Below are 26,158 nucleotides of genomic sequence, written 5' to 3'. Positions count from 1 at the left end.
AGAAAATCAGGAAGTACACAGAATTTATACCTATATTTGCTTTTTATAATTAGCTATAAGATATGCTTAACATCGTTTTGTTTGGCCCTCCAGGTGCCGGAAAAGGTACTCAAAGTCAAAAACTGATTGATAAATACAATCTTATTCACCTTTCTACCGGCGATTTGCTTCGTTCTGAGATTGCCGCAGGCACAGCCCTTGGTCTTGAAGCTAAAAAACTGATGGACAACGGACTACTGGTGCCGGATGAGGTAGTAATCGGGATGATTGAGAACAAAGTGAAAGAGCACCGCCAGGCGCCAGGCTTCATCTTTGATGGTTTTCCTCGCACTGTGCCTCAGGCGCAGGGTCTGGATAAGCTGCTGCAAGACAACGGTACGGAGATTTCCTGCATGATTGCCCTGCGTGTAGATGATGAGGAGCTAACAACACGCTTATTGCTGCGTGGTAAAACCTCTGGCCGACCAGATGATCAGAACGAGGAGTTGATCCGCAAACGTGTGCAGGAGTATAATACTAAGACAGCACCGGTGGCAGACTATTATGCCGGCCAAGGCAAATATTTTGCAGTAGACGGTATTGGCGATATTGAAGATATCTTCAAGGCGCTGTGCCAGCATATTGATGCATTGAAAGAAAAGCAGGAAGAGAAATAATAAGCTACAGGCTTAAAGAAAAATTTGGCATCAAGTAACTTTATAGACTACGTTAAGGTCTGCTCACGTTCCGGGCATGGTGGTGGAGGTTCCGCACACTTGCATCGCGATAAGAAGACGGCAAAAGGTGGCCCTGATGGGGGTGACGGAGGCCGTGGTGGGCATGTCATACTTCGCGGTAACTCCCAGTTATGGACGTTGCTGCACCTGCAGTACCGAAAACATGTGATTGCTGAAAATGGACAGAACGGGGGCCCTAGCCACTCGACTGGTGCACAAGGCAAAGATGAAGTGCTGGAGGTTCCACTTGGAACAATTGCCCGAAATGCCGAAACCGGCGAAATCATGTGCGAAATCACAGAAGACGGGCAGGAAATTATACTTACCCCTGGGGGTAGAGGTGGCTTGGGTAACGCCCATTTTAAGTCGCCAACAAACCAAACACCGCGCTATGCCCAGCCAGGCGAGCCAGGTATAGAGGAATGGGTAGTTCTGGAACTGAAGCTTTTGGCCGATGTTGGTCTGGTAGGTTTCCCGAATGCTGGTAAATCTACACTGCTGTCGGTTGTTTCGGCTGCTAAGCCTAAAATTGCGAACTACGCTTTTACTACACTGGAGCCTAATCTGGGTGTAGTAGCCTACCGCGACTACAAATCCTTTGTGATGGCCGATATTCCGGGTATCATCGAAGGAGCTTCGGAAGGAAAAGGGCTGGGGCTGCGGTTTTTGCGCCACATCGAACGGAACTCCATACTGTTGTTTATGGTTTCCTGTGAGAGTGCAGACATTGCCGAGGAGTACAAGGTGCTGTTAAACGAGCTCGAGACCTATAATCCAGAGCTGCTGGATAAAAAGCGCATACTTGCCATCACCAAATCCGACATGCTGGATGAGGAGCTGGAGGAGGAAATGCGAAGAACTTTGCCGGAGGATTTACCAACTGTGTTTATTTCCAGCATTACGGGTAAGAACATCACCAAGCTTAAGGACATAATCTGGGATACACTCAACAGTTAAGAACAGCCCAGTTTAAAGTATAAACTAAAGGATCGGTAGAGGCTGCAAAGCTTGCTACCGATTTTTTTTAAAACGTCTGCCACAGGTTGTTAGGTTATATCAAAGATTAGACTTTGAACTACCTTGCAGCGAAACGATTAACTTGTGTCAATCTGGCACACTCTTTTGTTTGGCAAGACAATTGAAAAGACAATATAGACCAATCAACCCAACTTTTTTAAGGCATTATGTCAGATAAAGATATTAAAAAGGAGCAGGAACAAGAGGAATTGCAGGAAAATACTGCCAATGCAACCACTGAAGAGGAACTGAATCAGGTGGACGAAACAGCTGAAGAAACTACTGCTGAATCGCAGGGAGATAATACGGCCGTAGAGTTGGCAGAGATGAAAGATAAATTTGTGCGCCTGATGGCAGAGTTTGAAAACTTCCGTCGCCGCACTGCTAAAGAGCGCCTGGAGCTGATTAAAACGGCTAACCAGGAGACGATGAGTGAACTCCTGCCAGTACTGGATGACATGGAGCGTGCGCGCCAGTCGATGGAAACAACCAAAGACGTGGATACCATGCTGCAGGGTTTGGAGCTTGTGTTCCATAAACTAAAGCATGTAACAGTGCAAAAGGGGCTGAAGCCAATGGATACAAAGGCTGGAGATGACTTCGACAGCGACTTCCACGAGGCGGTAACGCAGATTCCGGCTCCGTCTGAAGAGCTGAAAGGCAAAATTGTAGATGTAATTGAAAAAGGATACACGCTGAACGAGAAGGTGATCCGATTCGCGAAAGTAGTAATAGGAGCGTAAGCTATGGCTAAGAGAGATTATTATGAGGTTTTGGGAGTAAGCAAGAATGCCACGCAGGAGGAGATAAAAAAAGCTTACCGCAAAATCGCCATCAAGTACCACCCCGATAAGAACCCGGACGACCCTACTGCCGAAGACAAGTTCAAAGAGGCAGCAGAGGCATACGAGGTGCTGAGCGACCAGCAGAAGCGCCAGCGTTATGACCAGTTCGGTCACCAGGGCATGAACGGCGGCTTCGGCGGCGGCGGTGGTATGAACATGGACGATATCTTCTCGCAGTTTGGCGATATCTTTGGCGGAGGCGGCTTTGAAAGCTTCTTTGGAGGCGCCGGACGCTCTGGCGGAGGGCGCCGTATGCGCAAAGGGTCTAACCTACGCATCAAGCTGAAACTTAACCTGGAGGAGATAGCCAACGGCGTAGAGAAAAAGATAAAGGTAAAACGTTACGTAGCTTGTAGCACCTGCGGGGGTAACGGCGCCAAGAACGGTACTGATATGCAGACCTGCGGTACCTGCCAGGGCTCAGGTCAGGTTCGTAAGGTAGTAAATACTATGCTGGGTCAGATGGTATCAACCTCAACATGCCCTACCTGTAACGGCGAAGGTCGTATTGTAACCAGCAATTGCGAAACTTGCCATGGCAGCGGCCGACAGCTACAGGAAGAGGTGATTACGATAAACGTACCAGGCGGTGTAATGGATGGCATGCAGCTATCTATGAGCGGCAAGGGTAACGTACCAGAGCGTGGTGGTGTGCCAGGCGACCTGCTAATCCAGATTGAGGAGGAGCCACACCCAACCTTGAAGCGCGAAGGTAATAACGTTATCTACGAGCAGTACATCAGCTTTATTGATGCTGCCCTGGGTGCAGAGGTAGAGGTGCCAACTATTACTGGTAAGGTGAAAATTACTATCAAACCAGGTACACAAAGCGGCGAGATCTTCAGACTGCGTGGCAAAGGTATTCAGGACATAAACGGCTACGGCAAAGGCGACCAGCTGATTCATGTGAACGTTTGGACTCCGAAGTCACTGACAAGCGATGAGAAAGCAGTGCTGGAAGGCCTGCGTTACTCTGCTAACTTCACGCCAAATCCAGGCAAGAATGAGAAAGGATTCTTTGAGAAGGTAAAAGACTACTTCCAATAAAAGACCTTCCTGAACTATAGTTTTAGCCCGGTTTTCCCGTATAAGTGGAAGGCCGGGCTTTTTCTTTGTCCTGCCGCAGGCACAGGTTTACTACCAAGGTGTTGCCTATAAGCTGAGCCTGTCGCGTTAGAGGAAATTCTTAAGAGACATTCCCACTAAACCACCTCATCCGCTGTTTTATCTGCATGAAAGTAGCCTTAGTCGATTAAGTATAGTCCTTCTGGTATACTCTACTACATATTATTTATATTTGAGTAAACAAAATCAGACCACCTTGAGCATTCTGAAAATTGACAGCGTAACCAAGTCCTACGCAAACCACACAGCCCTTGATAATGTAAGCTTTGAGATACCGCAGGGTTGCATTTTTGGCTTGCTGGGCCCAAATGGTGCGGGAAAGACTTCTCTTATCCGAATTATTACTCAAATAACTGGTGCCGATAGCGGAGCAGTTTATTTCAAAGGCGAGCGCCTCAGGCCGGACCACATCAAAGACATGGGGTATTTGCCAGAGGAGCGGGGCTTGTATAAGAAGATGAAGGTAGGGGAGCAGCTGCTATACTTAGCTCAACTGAAAGGCTTGAGCAAGAGTGAGGCTACAGCACGCATCAAAGCATGGGTAGATCGCTTTGAGATACGCGAGTGGCTGGGTAAGAATATTGAGGATCTTTCGAAAGGAATGCAGCAAAAGGTGCAGTTTATTGCTACGGTGCTGCACGAGCCCTCGCTGATTATTCTGGATGAGCCTTTCTCTGGTTTCGACCCAATCAATGCTAACCTGATAAAAGATGAGATATTGAGCCTGCGGGAAAAAGGAGCTACCATCATTTTCTCCACGCACCGTATGGAATCAGTAGAGGAGCTGTGCGATAACATTGCCCTGATTAACCGCTCCAGAAAAGTGCTGGATGGGTCGGTGAAGGAGATTAGGGATGCCTACAAAACAGACACTTACCAGGTAATTGGCAAAGGGCACCTGATGGTAACCTCTCCCGATTTAGAGGTGCTGGAGCAGCATGATAACCATGGCATCTTCAGAGCGAACATAAAGCTGTTGAATAATACTTCTCCAAACGATTTGCTGCGTTACCTGATTCAGCGCGTAGAGGTACACTCTTTTGTAGAGCTTGTGCCTAGTATAAACGAAATCTTCATCCGTAAAGTAAAGGAAACCCACCATGTCTAAAATCTGGTTGATCGTACAGCGCGAGTACCTGACGCGTGTTCGTAAAAAGAGCTTCATCATCATGACGCTACTGACACCGCTGTTGCTGGCTACATTCATGATTCTGCCGGGCCTGCTCATCAGCATGTCAGACGAAACAGAGACGGTGATGGTGCTGGATGAGAGCGGTCTGTTTGAAGGAAAACTGCAGAACAAGCAAGACCTGAAGTTTATACCACTGGCGGGCTCGCTGGAGCAGGCAAAGCTGCTCTACCAGGAAACAGATAATACAGCTCTGCTTTACATTCCGAAAATGAGCCTGGAAGACCCTCAAGGCTTTACTGTGTATGGTCAAAAAAACATTAGCATACAAACCCAGGTGCGCCTGGAGAACATCCTGGAAAACGAGATTGAAAGCCAGCGCTACCTGGCTTCCGGCCTCGACCGCGCAACGCTTGATAAGATTCAGGCTAATGTAAAGCTGACAGCCATCAACCTGAGTAACCAAGGAGAGAAGGACAATAACGCTATCATCACCTCAGTAGCCGGTGTGATAGGGGCTGTGATTATCTACTTCTTCATCTTTATGTATGGAGTACAGATAATGCGTGGCGTGATTGAGGAAAAGACAAACCGCATTGTGGAGGTAATGATTTCCTCAGTTAAGCCATTTCAGCTAATGATGGGCAAGATTGTAGGTATAGCGGCAGTAGGGCTTACCCAGTTTCTGCTCTGGATTATACTTTCGTTTTTGGCAGTAACGGCTGTTTCAGCTGCCTTCGGCATAGATGCTGCTCCGTCGCCTGCCGCGCAATACGCCGCTGGCCAGATGGCAGCGCAAGGCGAAAGCGTGGAGGCCGATGCGGGAACTGCAGTTGATAACCCGGAAGACCAGGACGAGTTTGCCAGTACGTTCAAAGACATCAAAACAAGCTTTGCTAACCTTCCGGTTGGGCTTATTTTTGGGTGCTTCCTGTTTTACTTCTTGGGAGGATACCTGCTTTACGGCTCTCTTTTCGGAGCCATTGGAGCTGCTGTAGATAACGAAACCGACACGCAGCAGTTCATGATGCCGATTACTATTCCGCTGGTCATAGCCTTTATCATGTCATACTCTATTGTGCTAAAAAACCCTGATGGGCCTGTAGCGTTTTGGATGTCTATCATACCGATCACCTCTCCGATCGTGATGATGGTGCGTGTACCGTTTGGGGTGCCTGCCTGGGAGTTACTGCTGTCGATGGGGCTGCTCGTTGGAGGCTTTATCTTCACCACCTGGATTGCCAGCCGCATATATCGTGTAGGCATCCTGATGTATGGCAAAAAAGTAAACTACAAAGAGCTATCAAAGTGGCTGTTTTATAGGGTTTAGCCTTCAAGGATTCGTGCATTATACCAATAGCCGGTGCCCTAAGTGCCGGCTATTGTTGTTATCTTAAAGTATAATTATTGATTCAAAGTACATGAAGTATAATTTTCTGACACTTCTCTTTATCGCCATAACAACCATTGCCATGGCTCAGAAAAAAGACAAGCCTGCGTACCGCCTGTTTACCGCAGAGGGAAAAAGCATAAGCTATGGTAAAATGCTGAATGAACTGGAGAAGGCTGATGTGGTCCTGTTTGGTGAGCAGCACAACAACCCTATTGCGCATTGGCTGCAACTGGAACTGGCCAAGGACCTGCATCAGGCAAATACTGGTAAGTTTGCCATTGGAGCTGAGATGTTTGAAACAGATGTACAGCTAGTACTAAATGAGTTTCTGGCAGGGCAGGTACCAGAGAAAAACTTTGAGCAGGAGTCGCGGCCATGGCCAAACTACGCCACCGACTACAGACCCATAGTGCGTTATGCACAAGAGCAGAAATTACCATTTATCGCCACAAATGTACCACGTCGCTATGCTGCCATGGTTTCGGGCGGCAGCTTGGCTGCTTTGGAAAGCTTGTCGGAGGAGGCAAAAAAGTACATAGCCCCGCTACCGATTACAGTAGATATGAAGCTGTCTGGGTATAAGAACATGCTATCGATGTTTGGCAGCAGCACGCATGGCAATACTAAGAGCTTGAACATTGTGCAGGCGCAGGCATTGAAAGATGCTACGATGGCGCATTTTATACTTGGGCAAGTACGGCAGGGGAGGCAGGTGCTTCACCTGAATGGTGCCTATCACTCTGATAATTTTGAAGGAATTGGCTGGTACCTGAAGCAGGAGCAACCACAGCTAAACACCCTTACCATCACGACTGTAACTCAGGAGAGCGTGGAATCACTAGCTAACGAACATAAGAAAAAGGCGGATTTTATACTTGTAGTGCCCGCCACCATGACCAAAACATATTAACCACTGCTGCTAGTTTACGAAGAAGTAAATGGACAACGGGTTCATACTACATGTCATTTTGATGCTTGGCTTTCCGTTGCTGCAAATTGACACTCTTGTAGAGAAAGTATTGGCTACAGTGCTGGGGTTTGTAGCTACAGGCATACTTGCAAAGTACGTGTTGGCTGGCTGCAAAATATTTAGAGGACCTAATCTAGTTGAACAATCAACCATAAAACAGCAAAGCCCAGCTAAAACAGCCGGGCTTTGCCTATCCTAAAGAGAAAGAAGGTTTCTTGATTATGCAGAGAATGAGCTTCCGCAACCACAAGTGCTGGTAGCCTGTGGGTTGTTAAATGTAAAACCTCTTGCATTCAGGCCATCCTGGAAGTCAACCTCCATGCCCATAACATACATGCCGTGCTTCTTGTCCATAATAAGTGTTACACCATCCAGGTCATAAGTTTCGTCAGCATCTTTTGCTTTATCAAAGCCCAACAGGTAAGAAAGACCTGAACAGCCACCACCCTGCACGCCTACACGCAGACCATACTCGGCTGGTACGTTCTTATCCTTCATTATATTTCTAACCTCTACCAAGGCTCTTTCTGTCAAGGTTATAGGTGCAGTTTTAGTTTCTGTTGCCATTGTATGAAATTCTTTATTTGTAGCCACAAACTTACGCAATTATCTACAAACATGCTTGCAGGTGATGCGCTGTACTTAGTAAACAGGTAAAGCTAGAAAATGATTCATGTATCTTAAATTAATTTTTTGCGATATTTATACTTTCATAAATGATACAAAATGGCTGATTTTTTTGCTTTGTTAATAGAATTGCTGAAGCTCTGCTTACCGGCTTTGGTGTTGGTTGGCGGTTTGTACTACCTGCTGCAAAAGCACTATGAACGTGAGGATCGTTTGTGTGCCGAGCAAGCGCAGCAAAAGGACAGGAAAGGGGGAGAGACCATTACGTCGATCCGCCTTCAGGCTTATGAGCGTATAGTGCTGCTACTGGAGCGTATTACACCTAGCAACTTGCTGCTCCGTGTCAGCCCTGCAGGGCAAACAGCGGCTGAGTATCATAGGCTGCTGCTTTCTGAGATCAGGAATGAATTTAACCACAACATGTCGCAGCAGGTGTACATGAGTGAGCAGGCCTGGCAGCAGGTAAACCATGCCCGCGAGGATGTGGTAACGCTCATCAACAAAACTTACCAGGAACTACCCGAGAATGCCCGTGGCACCGATCTGGCAAAGCGTGTACTTGAGACGGTGTTGGTAAATGAGCAGGATCCTACTGCCCGCGCCATTAATTTTGTTAAGCAGGAGGTAAGAGAAACTTTTTAAACCAGAGAGCTGAACAGGGAATACCTTGTTCAGCTCTCTGGTGCTTGATATCTATGATAGCATTAACAATCCTTAAAGTGTTAGTCGCACTTGTAGGTGTGTCTCTGATCTTTTGGTTTTTGTTAGCAAGTATAGTGAAGAAGGACAGATCTAAATTAAGACCTGCAGGTATCGTACTTATCTCGGTGTTTACCCTAATTCTAGTGCTCACAGCTTTAGAGTTTGGGTACTTTTACCTTAAGTAGTTAATCTGATCCTAAAGTGCTACGCAGAAATACTCTTTAACTTCTCAATCAAGCTCTCTACCTGCTCTGGGCTATGTGCCGGGAAGTTGGCAATGCGAATCTGGCTCTCTTTATACTTGCCATATCCACTGCCTACCTGCATGTCAAACGGAGCTAATAGCTTGTTTACCTCGGAGGCAGGTATGGTGGTGTTGGCTACAATAGTTGTCCTAGACCGGTGCTGCGGGTTAGCCACGGCTGGAGAAAAGATGCTGCTGCCCTCCAGGAAAGTATAAATCTGTTCAGCCTTGGCTTCAGTCTCTTTTCGTATTGCATCAACGCCTTTTTGGTTCATATCCTGCACTACCTTGCCTAGCAGGTAGATATTAAGCACATTAGGCGTCTCTACTGTCTGGCTCACCAGTGCCTTATCTAGAAGCGAGGGCAACGTGTGGTAAGAGCCTATGGACAGACCTTCATCCTGCATTTCCCTGGCTTTGGCCATACAACGATCATTTACCAGCCACACGCCAAGCCCGGCTGGCAGCCCAAAACATTTCTGCACCGAAAAGTATACTGCGTCTACTTTGGCAAAATCGATGGCAGGGTAAGGTAAAGAAGACACGGCATCCACGTAAATGAGTGCCTCAGCAGGAGCTTTCTCCCTAAACTGATTGAGCTCCCCTACCGGCATACAAGCTCCTGAGCTGGTTTCGTTTTGAATAAGTGCCACTAACTCTGCTGTCTCCGGTACAGATATGCTTGCCACATCAAAACCCTGCCCAAAAGGCACCTCATGCGCATGCGCCTCGCGCCCTAACTCCTTAGCTGTCTCGTAAAAGCGCTTGGAGAAGGAGCCATTCACCAGGTGAAAGCTCTCACGGCGTACATTGTTCTGTATGGCCCGCTCCCAGATCTCGGTAGCCGACGATACAAAGAACACCTCATACTCATCCGGTAGCTGCAACAGCTCTCTCACACTACTTTCCACACTGGCGTAAATCTCCTGAAACTGCTTGCTGCGGTGGGAGATGCTGCCAATTTTCTGCGCCATGGCCTCCTGCATGTGCTGCGGAACGGTAGGGTATAGTTCAGATGGGCCGGGTGTAAAGTATACTTTGTTGTTCATGGTCGTGCTGATTCGGACTAGTAAAGTATGCGGAACTTGATTGTGTGAGCTACCTGCTTCATGTCGCTTACTACCTGCTTATCATAAGCTTTGTCAATGTCAGTGATCACATAGCCCACACGCTCGTTCGTTTTCAGGTACTGGCCCAGGATGTTCACATGGTTTTTGGCAAGCACCTGGTTGATGTTAGCCAACACACCCGGCACGTTTGCATGTATGTGGATGAGGCGGTGTGCATTCTTAAGCTCCGGTAACTGCAGGTTAGGGAAGTTAACGCTGCCGTAGGTGTTACCAGAGTTAATATAATCCATGATGCGGTTAGGCACAAAGTTGGCGATGTTCTCCTGTGCCTCAGAGGTACTGCCGCCTACATGTGGCGTGAGTATAACGTTTGGTAAGCCGCACAATTCGCTCTCGAATGGGTCGCTGTTAGTAGCAGGTTCCTCGGGGAACACATCTACGCCTGCCCCTCGTATTTTGCCAGACTTTATACTTTGTACCAGGGCTTCAATGTCTACCACATGGCCACGGCTCAGGTTCAGGAAGATGGAACCATCTTTCATGGCAGCAAACTCCTCGGCTCCAAATATGTTCCTGTTTTCCGGGCGGCCGTCTACGTGCAGTGTCACGATGTCTACCTTCTCCAGCAGTTCACGAAGTGTACTGCATTTGCGGGCGTTGCCTAACTGCAGCTTCTCCACCACATCGTAGTAGTATACTTCCATACCCATGGCCTCTGCCAACACCGACAGCTGTGCACCAATATTTCCGTATCCAACAATACCCAGCTTTTTGTCGCGCACCTCAAAGCTGCCTTTTGCCGACTTGTCCCAGTTACCCTGGTGCATCTTATTGCTCTTGTCTACTACACCACGGCTTAGCATGATAATTTCGCCCAGGGCAAGCTCTACCACACTACGCGTGTTACTATAAGGAGCGTTGAAAACAGTTATACCCGCCTCAAGGCATGCATCCAGATCAATTTGGTTTGTACCAATACAGAATGCACCAACACACATCAGGCGGTTAGCATGCTCCAGTACCTTACGGGTGACCTGCGTTTTGCTACGGATGCCAAGTATAGATACATTTTTAATCTTCTCACACAGCTCCTCCTCGCTTAGCGCTCCGCTTACTGTTTCCACCTGATACCCCTCTTTGCGGAAGAGCTCTACGGCTTGTGGGTGTACGTTCTCTAGCAGTAGTACACTGATGCGGTTTTTAGGGTAAGATATGGCCATAGGGAGTTTGTTTTGATAAAGGAACTCATCAAGGGTAGGGGCAATGAATTCGGCTTTGGCTACTACACTATCGCGCACTACATTCTCTGTAAAGGCATAGAACTTGTTAGCCAGTCCAGCTTCCTTGATCTCGTAATCTGTGTAGCCGTCGCCCAGTACATACACATCGCCAGGCAGCGCCAACTGCTCGAGCAGCTTTATCTTGCCCTTGTCCAGGCTCAGCGGGTTTTGTGTATCAAAACCTACCAAATTACCTTGCTCATCAAGCTCAAATGTGTTGGCATAAACGTTTCCTTCCTTTATGCCATACTCCGTTACAATCGGCGTGATAAACTCCTTGAAACCGCTCGAAATGATATAAATGTGGTCTGCGTACTGCTGCAAAAAATCTCTGTTTCGGCGGACAGACTCTGAGACCTTGTCTTTGAGTTTATCGATAAGCTGCGGCAGGTGATTTTGGTGTGCCTGCAACAGGCTCAGGCGCTGCGTCAGACCTTCGGAAAAAGAACTTTTTCCGGCCATGGCGCTGTCGGTAATCTGTTTTACCTGCTCTAGTATGCGCTCTCTTTCGGGGTGGTTTTGTAAGGAGATGGCTCCTAATTCATCCAGCGCCTCTACCTGTGTAAAGGTGCTGTCGAAGTCAATGATGAAGTACTTGTCTTTGCTCATGGGTACGTGTGGCTCTTAAAGACTTAAGCATAGATAAGCCTGTAAGGTATAAAAAAAGAACCGGCCATGCAGTAGCAGGCCGGTTCTTTTTACTATTATTCTTTTACTTTGACATTCCCACCGCTAAAGCAGGTTGGATTCTTGGGCTACCTGGCTACTGCGACCGTATATCTCCCAAGCTGAAACGGTCTGCCCGACCGCCTTATTTCTTATATTACTAGCTGCGTTCACATCCCGGTGCAGGGCATGTTTGCTGCAGCAAAGGTAACAGCCGGCAAGTGCAGGCGGTAGAACATAGGGTAAGATCAAACCCAACAAAAGTGAAGGGATGTCGCACCACATCGAGTGGTTCAAAAAGAAAACCAAATTCATCCCTTGGCTAAATCCCCAAGTGCGAGGGCTTTCTTTGGCATTTACTCGTAAGTAGAGTACTACAACAAAGCCAGCTGCTCTTTTATAATGCGCTGGTAGAACTCCTCATACAGTGGCACAATCTTTTCGATGTCGAAATCCTTGGCACGATTAAGGGCATTGGCCTTAAACTGTGGCAGGTGTTCATCATCGAGTATGTAAAGTGCATTCTGCACCATTTCATCCACAGCGCCAACCGGGCTAACAAAGCCAGTAACGCCGTTAATGTTTAGCTCTGGTATACCGCCGGCATTAGATGAAATTACGGGCACCTGGCACGACATAGCCTCCAGCGCAGCTAAACCAAAGCTTTCCTTTTCGGACGGCATCAGGAACAGGTCGGCGATAGAAAGTACTTCCTCCACAGCCTCCAGTTTGCCTAAAAAGCGAACATCCTGGCATATACCTAGCTCACGGCACAGCTTTTCCATTTTAGGGCGGTCAGGTCCGTCGCCTACCATTAGCAACCTGCTCGGTATTTTCTCACGCACCTTAGCAAAGATGCGGATTACATCTTCCACGCGCTTCACTCCCCTGAAGTTAGAGGTATGCACCAGCAGCTTTTCGTTGTTTGGGGCAATAGCCATCCGGAAATGCTCTTTTTTCTGGCGGCTGAACTTCTCAAGATCGATGAAGTTGGGGATTACCTCGATCTCTTTCTCTATCTGGAAGAAGTCGTAGGTTTCAGCACGTAGGCTATCGGAAACAGCCGTTACGCCATCAGATTGGTTAATGCTGAAGGTAACCACTGGTTCAAAAGAGGCATCTTTACCTACCAGGGTAATATCTGTACCATGCAGGGTGGTGATTACCGGAATATTGATGCCCTTGGTGCGCAGAATTTGCTTTGCCATATAGGCTGCCGAAGCATGCGGAATAGCATAGTGCACGTGCAGCACGTCCAGTTTCTCAAATTTTACAATATCTACCATTTTGCTAGCCAAGGCCAGCTCGTACGGCGGGTACTGAAACAGCGGATAGGTGGGGATGTATACTTCGTGGTAAAAAAGATTTTCGTTGAAGACATCAAGGCGTGCAGGCTGGCTGTAGGTAATAAAATGTACCTGGTGCCCCTTCAGTGCCAAGGCTTTACCAAGTTCAGTGGCTACTACGCCGCTGCCGCCAAAAGTTGGATAACAGACTATACCAATTCTCATTATTCAGGATGTATGGCAATACAACAAGTGCAGCCCATTTTTGTTGCTGCACCCGCTAAACTACTGATTTTATTTTTATGTTTTAGGCACCATGGCTTTATAGATCACGTCATGGATCCTTGTGCGAATGTTGTATTTCACCAGCTTATTATTGCTTGCATCCGGGTACACTCTGTTAGACAGGAAGATATAGATCAGCTTGTTTTCTGGGTCTGTCCAAGCGGCTGTTCCGGTAAATCCGGTATGACCAAAAGTGCTGGCCGAAGCTAAAGCCGAGGTAGGACCATTACCATCCTGAGCAGGTTTATCCCAACCTAAGCCACGGCGGCTGTTTTTGAACTGGCGCTCTGCAAACTCAGACACTACTTCAGTGCCAAAATATTTATGTCCGCCATAGTTGCCGTTGTTCATATTCATCTGCATGAGTATAGCCAGGTCATTGGCGTTGGAGAACAAACCTGCATGTCCTGCTACACCACCCATCATGGCTGCGCCTTGGTCGTGCACCGTGCCTCGTATCAGGTTCTTCCGGAAATAAGTATCATCCTCGGTAGGAGCAATTTCTTCTCTCTGGTGCTTGATAAGCGGCGTATATGTCATGGTGCTGAGGCCAAGCGGAGCATAGAAGTTCTGCTCCAGGAACTCCTCAATAGGCTGGTTTAGCATGGTCTCAGCCAAACGTTTCATAATGTAAAAGCCTAGATCGCTGTAGGCATACTCATAGCCTCCGGTTTTCTGCTGTGGCAGCAGCGGTGTTTTTACAGTCCAGGCCCACAAAGAGTCTTCCATGGAGTTGATGGAGTATACTCCAGGTATCACCTCATTCATGTAAGTGTCGTTCTGTGTACTGGCGTAGTAAGTATCTTTCAGCTTGCGCTTATCGATAGTTTTCTGCCAGGTAGGTATACCTGGCTTTAGACCCGCCTGGTGCGCCAGGATATCGCGTATTACTAAATTAGCTTTGTTCGTGCCCTTTACTTCCGGCAGGTACGTTGCTAGCTTCTCATCCAGATTGATTTTGCCCTGATCTTTCAGAAACATAACAGCCTGCAGTGTGGCTGCCACTTTCGTGATGGAGGCAATGTCGTAAATGGTGTTCTTCGTTACCGGCTTCATGGCATCATAGGTATAGTGGCCATAGGCCTTGTTATACACTACAGTACCGTCCTTTACCACCAGCACCTGCATACCTGGCGTAGCAGCATAAGCAATCGCCTCGGTAGCGATGTTGTCGATCTGTTCCAGTACTCTGGAATCCATGCCTACGCTCTCCGGTACACCGTACTTCAGGCGACCTAGCGTAGCAGTTGGTAACCCTGTGCCAGCAGTATACTTTTTAGAGGCAGAAACAGGCAATTTACCTTGTGCGGCGCGTGCACCAAAAAGCACCTGAGGTACCAGCGACTGCGATACAGGGTTGTCTTCGTAACCGTTTACCAGCCATTTATTACCTTCGAACAGCTTTAAGCTGTAGGCATTGCCCATTACCGCTACCACTACTTTTTTGTTGGTTCGCTCGCGCAGGTATTCTATAAAGGCAAGCGTACCTGTGCCAATACCAAAGTTCTTGGCGGCCGTATTGTTCATCCCATGTATACTTACCACCACTACATCATTACCCTCCAGTTTTGGGATGATATTGGTAAAGGCAGTATCAGGGGCGTAACGGTCAGGAATGGTAAAACGGTTGATAGGAGCGTAGTTACTCATTGTCTCCTGAAACGTATTATTTACCGAAGTACCTACCGCCACAGAGGCAATGCTAAGGGTATCCAGGTTGCGGAAAGGAATAAAGTTGCGCTCATTCTCCACCACCGTTACCGCATTCTCATATAACTGCTCCTGTATAACGCGGCTGGCCGGGCGGTCTATGTCCTCCTGCAGGTTCTCCAGCTTCACAGGTTTATACCTGTTCAGTCCTGTCCAGTACTTGGCATGCAGGATTTTGCGCACTCGCTGGTCTATCTCAGCCTGCGAGATCTGCCCCTTCTTAACAGCCTTCGTGATTTTGTCGATAGCCGTGGGTACATCCTCCGGGAAAAGCAGCACGTCGTTACCGGCAAGCAGGGCCTTCAGGTCTACCTCTCCAGGCTTATGGTATTTACTTACGCCCTGCATGTTCAGGGCATCTGTAAACACAAGGCCTTTGTACTTCATCTTTTCTTTCAGAAGACCGGTAACAATCGGCTTGGAAAGTGTTGCTGCCTGGTTTTTGGTTGAGTCGATGTTAGGCAGGTACAGGTGCGCTACCATTACACCCATCACACCAGCGTCAAAAGACTGCTTGAAAGGGTACAGTTCCACATCTGTTAAGCGCTGCATGTTATGCTGAACAACAGGAAGGTCGTAATGCGAGTCTTTATCTGTATCCCCGTGGCCAGGGAAGTGCTTGGCCACGGCCATTACGCCATGGTCCTGCAAGCCTCGAATATAGGCCACACCATATCGGCTGACAGCCTCCTTAGATTCACCAAAAGAGCGGTTGCCAATTACTGGGTTGTTGGCGTTGTTATTTACATCCAGCACGGGGGAGAAGCTAACATTTACACCCAGGCGCTTCATCTTCAGGGCTATCTCGCGTGCCATCAGGTAGACATAACGGTCATCGTTCATGGCACCCAGCGTCATCTGGCGGGCAAAGTGCATGCTGCTGTCCAGGCGCATGTTCAGGCCCCACTCAGCATCCATCGCGATCAACAGCGGAACTTTTGCCTTGCTCTGAAAGCGGTTAGTAAGTATAGCCTGGCGCATAGGGCCACCTTGCATAAACATGAGGCCTCCAACACCATACTGACCCACCAGCGAGTCTATCTTGGTAATGTGTTTCTGGTCTTTATTGGAGTAAGCAGCCACCATAAACAACTGCCCAATGCGCTGTGTCGGAGTTAGTGTGGTCATCACGCTGTCGACCCATTGCTGTTCCTGCGGATGCGCGATAATCTCCTCTGACGGATTAAACGACATCAGAGGTCCCATTACAAGAAAAACAAGAATCAATACACCTACACTAAAACTCTTCAACATCCTACGCTACTATTTTATTAATTGGAACAAGTCAAAATTAAGCCTAATTTTGCACAAGGCGGTTCGGAAATACAGACTATCCAACACGTTTATCGGTACTGCCATTAGCTTAGTGTGGTAGGAGAAAGACCTACCGGCTAAAACAGCTTACGTGGCCTCAAGAGTAGCCTTACTGTGCTAACGCCACCAGCCCCGACACTGATATAAATTTATCGCTATACTTTTTTAGACGAAAAGCAACGCGAACTCGTTGGCAGAATTTCCAGCCTCAGATCAGAGGCTTCTGTAATTTAATAATAAATTTAACTCTGAATTAGTTCTGCATTTACAAATAAGTAAGAGCAAATATTTAGCCACAAAGGCCAAATCAGCTGGTTTAGAGAGAAAATAAACTATATAGTAAGAAGGAGTTAGAAAAGCGGATGCCCGACATCATACATTTACTGCCTGATTTCCTTGCCAACCAAATTGCGGCCGGTGAGGTGGTACAGCGCCCAGCCTCTGTGGTGAAGGAGCTGTTGGAGAACGCTATTGATGCGCAGGCTACTAGTGTACAGCTTATTGTGAAGGAGGCCGGTAAACAACTGGTGCAGGTGGTGGATAACGGCGCAGGTATGTCGGAGACTGATGCCCGCATGTGCTTTGAGCGCCATGCTACCTCCAAAATCCGCACTACCGAAGACCTGTTCCGTATCCGTACGATGGGGTTTCGGGGCGAGGCAATGGCCTCTATTGGTGCAGTAGCACAGGTAGAGCTTAAAACAAAGCCACAAGGAGCCGAGACTGGTACAAAGCTGGTAATAGAAGGATCAGAAGTAGTGCTGCAGGAGCCAGTGGTTACACCAGAGGGTACATCCATTGCTGTAAAGAACCTGTTTTACAATGTGCCTGCACGCCGCAATTTCCTTAAATCTAATGCGGTAGAGATGCGCCACATCCTGGAGGAGTTCCAGCGGGTGGCCCTGGCATACCCAGAGGTTAGTTTCACGCTGCACCATAACGACATGGAGGTGTTTAACCTGCCTGCTACCAAACTGAGCCAGCGGATTGTAAGCATCTTTGGAAGTAACTATAAAAACCAGATGGCCTACTGCGAGGAAGACACGGGCTTTCTGGTAGTAAAAGGTTATGTGGGTAAGCCAGAGCACGCAAAGAAAACGCGTGGGGAGCAGTTCTTCTATGTAAATAACCGCTTTGTGAAGAGTGGCTACCTGAACCACGCTGTAATGACCGCTTTTGAAGGTTTAGTGGCAAAGGAGAACCATCCTTTCTATGTGCTCTTTATAGAGATAGATCCGGAGAAGATCGATATTAACGTACACCCAACCAAGACCGAGATAAAGTTTGAGGATGAGAAAACGGTGTACGCGATTGTACACGCAGCCGTAAAACGTGCTCTTGGTGCCTACAATATTGCGCCCTCGCTGGACTTTGAGCAGGATGTAAATTACGCCCCGCTGCAGCCCATACGCCTGCAGGGCGGCTTTAACAGCGAATTTGAGCCGGAGAAGAAGGCAGAAAGCAAAGCTACCAGTAGTGGAGGCAGTACTTCTTTCCCGGGCTTTACACCTCCGGCCCCAGCTACCAAGCGCGCAACATCCAGAGGGTGGGAGCAGCTGTATGAACCGATGCGTAATGCAGAGCCAGACGAGCTTGAAAGCACTGTTGCCTCATCGGGCACGGGGCTGCTGAGCGATGCATTTGCCGCTCCTGACACAGCGCCTGCCTCTACCAAGAAAGCCATACAGATTCATCAGAAGTACCTGCTGGTACAGGTTAAATCCGGAATGATGGTAATTGACCAGCAGGCAGCTCAGGAGCGCATCCTGTATGAGAAGTATATTGCCTCGTTGCAGAAGAAAACAGGTGCCTCACAGGCCTTGCTGTTCCCGCAAACGGTTGAGCTCTCAGCTACTGATGCTGTACTCATCAAGGAGCTGTCAGCGGAGTTCAAGGATATGGGCTTCCAGTTTGAGGATTTTGGTGGCAACACTATTATACTCAATGGTATTCCTGCCGATGTACAGGCTGCCAATGAAAAAGAACTGCTGGAGGAGCTGATTGAACAATACAAAAACAATTCGGCTACGTTAAAGCTTGATAAAAGAGAAAACCTGGCCCGCGCTATGGCCAAAAGGTTGGCCGCACGGTCGCAGGCACGTATGAGCGATCTGGAAATGAATTCGCTTGTAGATAAGCTTTTTGCGTGCCAGGTACCGAACTATACGCCGGGCGGCCAGAAAACACTGGTGATCATGGAGCTCAGTCAGCTGCATGAGCTGTTTCTGAAGGCATAATTTTGGTTGTAATTAGTTGTGTCTGCTTAGCCACACGTAGAAGCTATGCTGCGCATACATTTTGATCAACTGCGTTTTAGGCTTCACCGGTGCCTGTACTATACTAAAGAACGATAAAAGCATGTTCAATATCACCCCTATGGTCAGGAATCTCCTGATCATCAACGTGGTTGTTTTTCTGCTGCAGAGCAGCGGTGTGGTAAGCATGGAGGACTTTGCCCTCCACTATTTTGGCTCTGATCTGTTCCGGCCAATACAGTTGTTTACACACATGTTTATGCATGGAGGCTGGTCGCACCTGTTCAGCAACATGTTCAGCCTTTTTATATTCGGACCTTTGCTGGAGCGTTTCTGGGGACCACAGCGCTTCCTGACTTTTTACCTGATTACGGGCCTTGGCGCCAGTTTGCTATACTCAGGTGTGCGTGCATACGAACTTAATGGGCTTGAAAATGAAACCGCCACTTATATGGTGCACCCAGAGCCTATGTCGTTCTACAACTATATGGAAGATCATTTTAGCGGTAGGTACAACAGGGATTTTGCCGTGGAGTTTCGCCGTGACCCTGATAACCCTACCTACATAGAAGAAAGCAAGGAGGCTGTGCGTTATGTGTACAACCAGGTATACAATAGCCCTATGCTTGGTGCATCTGGTGCCGTTTTCGGTATCCTCATGGCCTTTGGACTTCTGTTCCCCAACCTGGAGCTCTTCCTGCTCTTCCTGCCTATCCCTATAAAAGCTAAGTACTTTGTGCTGCTCTATGGAGGGTATGAACTTTACGCCGGCTTTAACCGCGTGCCCGGCGACAACGTAGCGCACTTTGCACACCTTGGAGGTATGCTGTTCGCGTATATACTGGTAAGAATGTGGCAACGCAACGATTACAGTAACTACTAAGGACTAATGAGTATAATAAACGATATAAAAGATAATTTCCGGCAGCCTAACAATACTCTCAAACAGCTAATCCTCATCAACGTAATCGTTTTTGTGGTGCTGATCGTTCTTCGCACGATCCTGTTCTTTACTGGGGGTGAATGGTTGTATGAGGCTATTTTCAACAATCTTGCAATCAGCTCTTCACCATTCTACTTCATCACGCACCCCTGGACGCTAATTACGTATTTCTTTACCCATGTAGGCTTTCTGCACATTATCTTTAACATGCTGAACCTGTACTGGTTTGGGCAGCTCTTGCGGGAATACTTAGGTGACAGAAAACTGCTGAGCCTCTATGTGCTGGGTGGTATTGCGGGTGCGATACTCTACCTGCTTTGCTATAACTTTATCCCGTACTTTGCCGACAGAATGATTATAGGTACTATGATTGGTGCCTCGGCAAGCGTATTGGCTATTGTGGTGGGAGCAGCTACTTTACTGCCTAATTTTGCCTTCAACCTTATCCTGATAGGCCCTGTCAGAATCAAGTACATTGCTGCGTTCCTGGTGCTGCTCTCAATTTCAGGTGCTGTAGGCGATAATGCCGGTGGCAACATTGCACACATCGGCGGAGCCTTTATAGGCTGGCTTTTTATTCGGCAGCTGCAGCGTGGCAACGATCTGGGAAGACCGGTTTTGACAGTCATCGACTTTTTTGCAGGACTGTTCAAGCGTAAGCCAAAGCTCAGAGTTAGCCATAACCGCTTTTCAGGAGGTGGCACCCCAAAGCCAAATGGCAGAAGCAGCGGTCCTGTATCTCCTGATCAGAGCGAAATAGATCGTATACTTGACAAGATCTCCAGCTCTGGCTACGAAAGCCTCTCCAAGGAAGAAAAACAGAAGCTCTTCCAGGCAAGCCAGAAAGAGTAAATTTAAATATACAGGCACCTGCAGAAGAGGTGCCTGTATTGTTTCATAAACTTGTAATTATCGAAGTACAAGCATATTACAAGGTTGCTATAGCAGGAGTTGCTTCCCAGGTAAAACCCTATAGCGACAGGTAAGTATAATCTTGGAATCATTTTGATTTTATGATACCAGGTATAGATAAATATAATTTCCTGAGCTTGTTACTCTGCTGCTGGCTCAGCTGCCTTGCGGCTAACGCACAAAGCGTTACGCCACAACAGGACAGTATAACTATAGCCATTGCTTCCGAATATGATGAGGTGGGCAAGCGCCACCGCTTCTGGTTTGGAGACAACTACCGGGAGTTATGGTCTACACCCGTAAAGCTGCGTGTATTCAGGCTAAATGAGGAGCGTGGTGGTATGAAGATACTGAAGCGTGGCGGAGGCCAGCAGACAAAGTCGCTGCGGCTGGCTGACTCTACAGGAAAAGAATGGGTGCTGCGAACTGTACAGAAAGACCCGGAGATGGCCCTGCCCGAGAACCTGCGCGAGACGGTTGCCAAAGACATTGTGCAGGACCAGATATCATCCTCTCACCCGTTTGGAGCATTGGTAGTGCCACCCCTGGCTGAGGCCCTGAACGTGCTGCACACTAACCCTGAAATAGTGTACCTGCCGGACGATCCTGCGCTTGGGGAGTACCGGGAGGATTATGCCAACGCGGTTTACCTTCTTGAAGAACGTGAGCCTATCAGAGCTGGCGTTGACACAGATAATACAGAAACAGTACTGGAGAAGCTTGAGGAGGATAACGACACGCGGGTAAACCAGAGATCTGTATTACGGGCAAGGTTGCTGGACTTCGTTATTGGTGACTGGGACAGGCATGAAGACCAGTGGCGGTGGAGGGAATTGGAAGATCAGGCAGGCGATTACTATGACCCTATTCCCCGAGATAGAGACCAGATATTTTTTAAAAACGAAGGAGTAATTCCTAAAATTGGCTCCCGCAAGTGGATTATGCCTAAGTTCCAAGGCTTTGATAAGGACATTAGAGACATTAAGGGCTTTAACTTTAATGCGCGCTTCTTCGACCGCATGTTCCTGACGCACTTAAGCGAACAGGATTGGCAGGAAGAGGTAAAGGTGGTACAAGATCGGCTAACGGATGATCTGCTAGAAAAGGCGGTGCGTCGTATGCCAGAGCCAATTTTTAAACAGGGTGGAGCCGAACTCATCAGCACCATGAAAGCCCGCCGGGATAACCTGCAGGAGCAGGCATTGAAATACTACCGATTCTTAGCCGAGGCAGTAGACATTCCTGGTTCAGACAAGCACGAAGAGTTTAACCTTGATTATTTGCCGGATGGAAGTATAAACCTGAAAGTATACAAGATCAAGAAAGAAGGGGACAGGGATCGCCTGTTGCTAGACCGCACGTTTTCCCCGGTAGTAACGAAAGAGCTGCGCTTGTATGGCCGTGGCGATACGGATGTGTTTAGAGTACAAGGCACTGGCAAATCTAAAATAAAGGTGCGCCTTATAGGAGGTGGTAGTGCCGATACATTCGACATTGCCAGCGATTTCAGGAACAAGAAGAAGCTACTGGTTTACGATCGCTCGGACGAGGAAAATAGGTTGCCAGAAAGAGGTTTGGCTAAGCTGCGCACTTCTGAGGACACTATTGTGAACAACTATGACCCGCGTAGTTTTGAGTATGACGTGCTGATGCCACTGGTAACTGCCGGCTACAACATAGATGATGGCGTGCTGCTAGGGGCTGGGTTTAGGTATACTAAGCAAGGTTTCCGGAAAGACCCTTATGCAGCACAGCATAGGTTTATGGTAGGCCATGCCCTGGCAACTAATGCTTTCTTCGGAAGGTACGAAGGTGACTTTCCACAGCTGATAGGCAAGTATGATGTAGGAGTAGAGCTTGATGCCAGAGCTCCTAACAACACAAGCAACTTCTTTGGGGTAGGTAACAACACAGAATTTATAGACGAAGGCAGTAAACCCATACGCTACTACCGCACCCGTTACGACTTTATAGAGGCGCAAGTGGTGCTGAAACGCCAGCTTACGCAGCGCTTCAGCGTGTTTGGTGGTATTACGGGGCAGTTCTTCAGTATGCGGCCTGAAGACAATGAGGGACGCTTTATTAACTTGTACCAGCAGCAAAACCCGGAAGAGAACCTGTTTGAAAGCAAGTACTATAGTGGCTTGATAGGCGGCTTCACTCTCGATACCCGGGATGATGAAGTACAGCCTTCAAAAGGTATATTCTGGAGTACTAACCTGCGCGGGGTTGGCCAGTTCAATGACGAGGAACGAGAGTACGGGCAGCTACAGTCGGAGTTGGGTGTTTACTTCAGGCTAAGTAACAGGTTGGTGGTAGCAAACCGCATTGGCGGAGGTACAACTTTCGGTGATCCGGCTTTCTTCCAGCTAATGTACCTTGGTGGCACAAACAACCTGCGCGGCTACCGCAATTTCAGGTTTGCCGGCGACCAGATGCTTTATCACAACCTCGAGCTGCGCCTCAAGCTATTTGACTTTACCTCCTACCTGCTTCCAGGCTCTGTGGGCTTGATAGGCTTTAACGATATAGGCCGTGTTTGGTCAGAAAGTGGAGACGACGGAGGTGGCTGGCACGACGGCTTTGGTGCGGGCTTTTATGTGTTGCCTGCCCAGCTTCTACTTTTGCACGGAGTAGTCGGTTTTTCTGAGGATGGCGTACTGCCATACTTCTCCGTTGGATTCAGGTTTTAATCTTCTGCTAGTCAACTTCAGTGAACAGTCTTCTATGCTATAGCATGGGCAATCTTCCTACAGCTAAGAAGAGGAAGATTTACTGTAGCTGCTGCTTCTAAAGTATAAGTACTGTGGTTAGAGCTATTCAGGTGAACCCACCCCCTAACTCCTTTGAGGAGGGAATTTTCGGGAACGATAAACATCCCCCTGTGCCCCTTTTAAAGGAGGAGTAGCAAAGGTTGGGGCCATCGGACCTGATTCCAGTCCTTGGATCTCACAAGGCGCAGGAGGGAACACAGCGCGATGCCCTTATCAAGGCCCCCTACCCCCAGGACGAGGCCACCCGGCCTTGAGGGCACCAAAATCTGAAATGAAACAACAAGAATGGTAAGGCTATGGATGTACTGCAACTAAAAAGTATAGCTAGTATCAAGTTGGATAAAGCAATTGCTAAAGCAAATAAAACATAAGGAGCCGGTGCGCCAACAAAACTACTAAAGGTAAACTGAGCTACAACTCTTAGCATTATCGAGAGGAGACACTCGCATGCACACCTTATATGGCGAAGTTTATAAAAACAAAAGCGCCGCTCTTATTAGAAGCGGCGCCTTTAGTATCAACAAGTATACTTTTTACGAGAAAATGCCAAAGAAAGCCCTAACACTTGGGGCTTTAGCCAAGGGATGAATTTGGTTTTCTTTTTGAACCACTCGATGTGGTGCAGCATCCCTTCACTTTTGCTGGGTTCGATTTTACCCTATGTTCTACCGCCTGCACTTGCCGGCTGTTACCTTTGCTGCAGCAAACATGCCCTGCACCGGGCAAGGCGCCAAAAGAAGCCGTGAATCAGATCAAGACATACCGCTTCCGACTCAAACCCACCAGGGCGCAAGCTCAGGCTCCTCGCACAGTGGCTCGGCTCGTGCCGGTATGTCTACAACCTCTGCCTGGACTATAAGAAGCAGTTGTACACAAACCACCGGCTTTCCATCGGCAAGAACCAGATGCAGCAAGAGCTCTCTGCTATCGCCAGGGACGTGGAATGGATCGGGTGCGTACACTCACAAACTTTACAGGAGGTGACAGATAGATTGTTCAGGTCCTACGATGGCTTCTTCAAGCAGGGCAAGGGATTCCCCAGGTTCGCCAGGCGAGGCCAGTATCGCTCCTTCACCTACAAGCAGGGGGTGAAGCTGCACGAGAATACCTGTACAGTCCAGCTACCGAAAATCGGCAAGGTCAAGTACCGCAAGTCACAGGATGTGCAGGGGGTTATCAGGACAGGCAGCGTTGTCAGGGAAGCTGATGGGTGGCATGTGGCCCTGTGCTGTGAGGTGGAGATAGCACCGCTTCCACCAGTGACAAACGTGTTGGGGCTGGACATGGGTATCAAGTCCTTTGTGGTCACCTCAGACGGTCAGGTGGTGGATAATCCAAAGCACCTGTATCGCTACCAGTACCAGCTAAGGAAAGCACAGCGTTCGGTCAGCAGGAAGAAGAAAGATGGTAGTAACAGGCGAAAGGCTGCCGCAAAGCTGGCCAGGCTGCACCTGAAAGTGAGCAACACCCGCAAGGACTTCCACCACCAGCTGACTACTCAACTCATTCGCGAGAACCAAGCGATTGTCGTTGAGAACCTGCAAGTGCAGCATATGCTCAAAAACCACAAGTTAGCCAAATCAATATCGGACGCTGGATGGTATCAGTTCGTGCAGATGCTGGAATACAAGTCCAGGTGGTATGGTCGGGAGTTTCATAAAGTAGCTCCCAACCATACTTCTCAGGACTGTTCGGTATGTGGCTGGCGCAACACCGACCTGAAACTATCGGACAGGTATTGGACCCAGAGCTAACGGACACGTCTTGGACAGGGATGTGAACGCAGCTAGTAATATAAGAAATAAGGCGGTCGGGCAGACCGTTTCAGCTTGGGAGATATACAAGGACAATGGTTCGGTAGCCCAAGAATCCTACTGCCTTTAGGCGTGGGAGTGTCAAACTTAAGCGTTGGCAGCGTTAATTTTATCCAGCGCTTCCATTACTTCTTTCACGTGTCCGCGTGAGGTTTCCAGCAGTTGCTTCTCCTCATCGTTTAGCTGCAGCTCGATTACTTTCTCGATACCGTTTTTGCCAAGAATAACCGGTACACCCAGGTATACACCATCAATACCGTACTCGCCTTCCAGCTTCACACAAACCGGGAACACACGGCGCTGGTCGCGTACGATGGCCTCCACCATTTGAGCAGCTGCCGAACCCGGAGCATACCAGGCAGAAGTACCCATCAGTTTCACCAGCTCACCACCACCGTTCTTTGTGCGGTCTACAATGGCGTTCAGCGTTTCCTCGTCAATTAGTTCTGTTACCGGAATACCGCCCACAGTAGTGTAGCGCGGAAGCGGAACCATAGTATCACCGTGGCCACCCATCAGCACTGCCTGAATATCTTTCGGAGACACATTCAGTGCCTCAGCCAGAAACGCACGGTAGCGGGCTGTGTCTAAGATACCGGCCATACCCATTACGCGTGTGCGTGGCAGCTTAGAGGTAATGTGCGCTGCATAGGTCATTACATCCAGCGGGTTCGAAACTACAATGATGATGGCATTCGGGGAGTGCTTGATAATATTCTCTGTCACCGACTGCACGATACCGGCGTTGGTAGAAATCAGGTCGTCGCGTGTCATACCTGGTTTGCGCGGTAGGCCCGATGTAATAACTACTACATCAGAGTCAGCAGTTCTGCTGTAATCGTTTGTTACGCCTACAGTGCGCGTGTCGTAAAGGTTGATTGGTGCTTTCTGCCAGATATCAAGTGCCTTGCCTTCGGCAAAACCCTCTTTAATATCCACTAGTACTACTTCGTTCGCGATTTCGCGGTAAGCTAGCACATCGGCGCATGTTGCCCCAACGTTACCTGCTCCAACTACGGTTACTTTCATGGTCGGGTATAGTTTTATTTTAGTTTGAGATTCGGTTAACTCTACTGTAAAT

19 protein-coding genes are annotated in these 26,158 nt (G+C 48.3%); 13 read left to right on the top strand and 6 right to left on the bottom strand.

Features of this window, described 5'->3' with window-relative positions; all coding sequences use genetic code 11:
* Positions 1-62: 62 nt before the first annotated feature.
* The 7 genes from PKOR_RS02320 to PKOR_RS02290 all read left to right on the top strand — a co-directional run bounded on the left by PKOR_RS02320 (position 63) and on the right by PKOR_RS02290 (position 7,135).
* Positions 63-656 (top strand): adenylate kinase, encoded by a 594-nt coding sequence (locus PKOR_RS02320; RefSeq protein ID WP_046308915.1) that lies wholly within the window; start codon positions 63-65, stop codon positions 654-656.
* A gap of 24 nt (positions 657-680) precedes the next feature.
* A complete protein-coding gene (gene obgE, locus PKOR_RS02315) occupies positions 681-1,673 on the top strand; it encodes a GTPase ObgE (protein ID WP_046308913.1) in 993 nt (330 codons plus the stop codon).
* A 227-nt stretch (positions 1,674-1,900) separates the two neighbouring features.
* Positions 1,901-2,476, top strand: a complete 576-nt coding sequence (locus PKOR_RS02310; RefSeq protein WP_046308911.1) for a nucleotide exchange factor GrpE — start codon at positions 1,901-1,903, stop codon at positions 2,474-2,476.
* A 3-nt stretch (positions 2,477-2,479) separates the two neighbouring features.
* Positions 2,480-3,625 carry a molecular chaperone DnaJ gene (gene dnaJ, locus PKOR_RS02305; protein ID WP_046308910.1) on the top strand — a complete coding sequence of 382 codons (1,146 nt, stop codon included), beginning with the start codon at positions 2,480-2,482 and terminating at the stop codon, positions 3,623-3,625.
* Between the two features lie 250 nt (positions 3,626-3,875).
* Complete coding sequence (locus tag PKOR_RS02300) at positions 3,876-4,811, top strand: ABC transporter ATP-binding protein (protein ID WP_476704245.1); 936 nt, start codon at positions 3,876-3,878, stop codon at positions 4,809-4,811.
* Complete coding sequence (locus PKOR_RS02295) at positions 4,804-6,162, top strand: ABC transporter permease (RefSeq protein WP_046308908.1); 1,359 nt, start codon at positions 4,804-4,806, stop codon at positions 6,160-6,162. Before PKOR_RS02300 ends, PKOR_RS02295 begins: the two co-directional genes overlap by 8 nt.
* Before the next feature lie 91 nt (positions 6,163-6,253).
* On the top strand, positions 6,254-7,135 hold the full coding sequence (locus PKOR_RS02290; RefSeq protein ID WP_046308906.1) for a ChaN family lipoprotein: 882 nt from the start codon (positions 6,254-6,256) through the stop codon (positions 7,133-7,135).
* Between the two features lie 279 nt (positions 7,136-7,414).
* Here PKOR_RS02290 and PKOR_RS02280 read toward each other — a convergent pair whose 3' ends face one another.
* Positions 7,415-7,762 (bottom strand): HesB/IscA family protein, encoded by a 348-nt coding sequence (locus tag PKOR_RS02280; protein ID WP_046308904.1) that lies wholly within the window; start codon positions 7,760-7,762, stop codon positions 7,415-7,417.
* A gap of 159 nt (positions 7,763-7,921) precedes the next feature.
* Here PKOR_RS02280 and PKOR_RS02275 point away from each other — a divergent pair, with 159 nt between their 5' ends.
* Positions 7,922-8,464 carry a DUF7935 family protein gene (locus PKOR_RS02275; protein WP_046308902.1) on the top strand — a complete coding sequence of 181 codons (543 nt, stop codon included), beginning with the start codon at positions 7,922-7,924 and terminating at the stop codon, positions 8,462-8,464.
* Between the two features lie 264 nt (positions 8,465-8,728).
* Here the strand turns inward: PKOR_RS02275 and PKOR_RS02265 are convergent, their stop codons facing one another.
* From PKOR_RS02265 to PKOR_RS02250, 4 genes are all read right to left on the bottom strand, one after another.
* Positions 8,729-9,817 carry an aminotransferase class V-fold PLP-dependent enzyme gene (locus tag PKOR_RS02265; protein WP_046308899.1) on the bottom strand — a complete coding sequence of 363 codons (1,089 nt, stop codon included), beginning with the start codon at positions 9,815-9,817 and terminating at the stop codon, positions 8,729-8,731.
* A gap of 17 nt (positions 9,818-9,834) precedes the next feature.
* Complete coding sequence (gene serA, locus PKOR_RS02260; protein WP_046308898.1) at positions 9,835-11,727, bottom strand: phosphoglycerate dehydrogenase; 1,893 nt, start codon at positions 11,725-11,727, stop codon at positions 9,835-9,837.
* Between the two features lie 431 nt (positions 11,728-12,158).
* On the bottom strand, positions 12,159-13,295 hold the full coding sequence (gene bshA, locus PKOR_RS02255) for an N-acetyl-alpha-D-glucosaminyl L-malate synthase BshA (protein ID WP_046308896.1): 1,137 nt from the start codon (positions 13,293-13,295) through the stop codon (positions 12,159-12,161).
* Positions 13,296-13,370: 75 nt separating this feature from the next.
* Positions 13,371-16,319 (bottom strand): serine hydrolase domain-containing protein, encoded by a 2,949-nt coding sequence (locus PKOR_RS02250; RefSeq protein WP_046308895.1) that lies wholly within the window; start codon positions 16,317-16,319, stop codon positions 13,371-13,373.
* 422 nt (positions 16,320-16,741) lie between these two features.
* Between PKOR_RS02250 and mutL the strand changes: the two genes are divergently transcribed.
* The 5 genes from mutL (at position 16,742) to PKOR_RS02225 (ending at position 25,017) form a co-directional block, all read left to right on the top strand.
* Entirely contained in the window at positions 16,742-18,616 is a 1,875-nt protein-coding gene (gene mutL, locus PKOR_RS02245) for a DNA mismatch repair endonuclease MutL (protein WP_046308893.1), read from the top strand.
* 121 nt (positions 18,617-18,737) lie between these two features.
* On the top strand, positions 18,738-19,517 hold the full coding sequence (locus PKOR_RS02240; RefSeq protein ID WP_046313964.1) for a rhomboid family intramembrane serine protease: 780 nt from the start codon (positions 18,738-18,740) through the stop codon (positions 19,515-19,517).
* A 6-nt stretch (positions 19,518-19,523) separates the two neighbouring features.
* Positions 19,524-20,429, top strand: coding sequence for a rhomboid family protein (locus PKOR_RS02235; RefSeq protein ID WP_046308892.1), 906 nt, complete (start codon positions 19,524-19,526; stop codon positions 20,427-20,429).
* A 161-nt stretch (positions 20,430-20,590) separates the two neighbouring features.
* Entirely contained in the window at positions 20,591-23,182 is a 2,592-nt protein-coding gene (locus PKOR_RS02230) for a BamA/TamA family outer membrane protein (protein WP_046308890.1), read from the top strand.
* 827 nt (positions 23,183-24,009) lie between these two features.
* Positions 24,010-25,017, top strand: a complete 1,008-nt coding sequence (locus PKOR_RS02225; protein ID WP_262501880.1) for an RNA-guided endonuclease InsQ/TnpB family protein — start codon at positions 24,010-24,012, stop codon at positions 25,015-25,017.
* A gap of 147 nt (positions 25,018-25,164) precedes the next feature.
* Here PKOR_RS02225 and mdh read toward each other — a convergent pair whose 3' ends face one another.
* Positions 25,165-26,106 carry a malate dehydrogenase gene (gene mdh / locus PKOR_RS02220; protein ID WP_046308888.1) on the bottom strand — a complete coding sequence of 314 codons (942 nt, stop codon included), beginning with the start codon at positions 26,104-26,106 and terminating at the stop codon, positions 25,165-25,167.
* Positions 26,107-26,158: the final 52 nt, after the last annotated feature.

Origin of the sequence: Pontibacter korlensis (genome assembly GCF_000973725.1) — a bacterium.
Taxonomy (GTDB): Bacteria; Bacteroidota; Bacteroidia; order Cytophagales; family Hymenobacteraceae; genus Pontibacter; species Pontibacter korlensis.
This window is presented reverse-complemented; position numbering and strand designations above follow the sequence as displayed.

What these genes read in the sequence shown, in the direction of transcription:
- bshA (WP_046308896.1), bottom strand. Translation starts at nt 13,295, where the DNA reads ATGAGAATTGGTATAGTCTGTTATCCAACTTTTGGCGGCAGCGGCGTA.
- mdh (WP_046308888.1), bottom strand. Translation starts at nt 26,106, where the DNA reads ATGAAAGTAACCGTAGTTGGAGCAGGTAACGTTGGGGCAACATGCGCC.
- PKOR_RS02240 (WP_046313964.1), top strand. Translation starts at nt 18,738, where the DNA reads ATGTTCAATATCACCCCTATGGTCAGGAATCTCCTGATCATCAACGTG.
- dnaJ (WP_046308910.1), top strand. Translation starts at nt 2,480, where the DNA reads ATGGCTAAGAGAGATTATTATGAGGTTTTGGGAGTAAGCAAGAATGCC.
- PKOR_RS02275 (WP_046308902.1), top strand. Translation starts at nt 7,922, where the DNA reads ATGGCTGATTTTTTTGCTTTGTTAATAGAATTGCTGAAGCTCTGCTTA.
- PKOR_RS02250 (WP_046308895.1), bottom strand. Translation starts at nt 16,319, where the DNA reads ATGTTGAAGAGTTTTAGTGTAGGTGTATTGATTCTTGTTTTTCTTGTA.
- mutL (WP_046308893.1), top strand. Translation starts at nt 16,742, where the DNA reads ATGCCCGACATCATACATTTACTGCCTGATTTCCTTGCCAACCAAATT.
- PKOR_RS02290 (WP_046308906.1), top strand. Translation starts at nt 6,254, where the DNA reads ATGAAGTATAATTTTCTGACACTTCTCTTTATCGCCATAACAACCATT.
- PKOR_RS02265 (WP_046308899.1), bottom strand. Translation starts at nt 9,817, where the DNA reads ATGAACAACAAAGTATACTTTACACCCGGCCCATCTGAACTATACCCT.
- PKOR_RS02320 (WP_046308915.1), top strand. Translation starts at nt 63, where the DNA reads ATGCTTAACATCGTTTTGTTTGGCCCTCCAGGTGCCGGAAAAGGTACT.
- serA (WP_046308898.1), bottom strand. Translation starts at nt 11,727, where the DNA reads ATGAGCAAAGACAAGTACTTCATCATTGACTTCGACAGCACCTTTACA.
- PKOR_RS02230 (WP_046308890.1), top strand. Translation starts at nt 20,591, where the DNA reads ATGATACCAGGTATAGATAAATATAATTTCCTGAGCTTGTTACTCTGC.
- PKOR_RS02295 (WP_046308908.1), top strand. Translation starts at nt 4,804, where the DNA reads ATGTCTAAAATCTGGTTGATCGTACAGCGCGAGTACCTGACGCGTGTT.
- PKOR_RS02280 (WP_046308904.1), bottom strand. Translation starts at nt 7,762, where the DNA reads ATGGCAACAGAAACTAAAACTGCACCTATAACCTTGACAGAAAGAGCC.
- PKOR_RS02310 (WP_046308911.1), top strand. Translation starts at nt 1,901, where the DNA reads ATGTCAGATAAAGATATTAAAAAGGAGCAGGAACAAGAGGAATTGCAG.
- PKOR_RS02235 (WP_046308892.1), top strand. Translation starts at nt 19,524, where the DNA reads ATGAGTATAATAAACGATATAAAAGATAATTTCCGGCAGCCTAACAAT.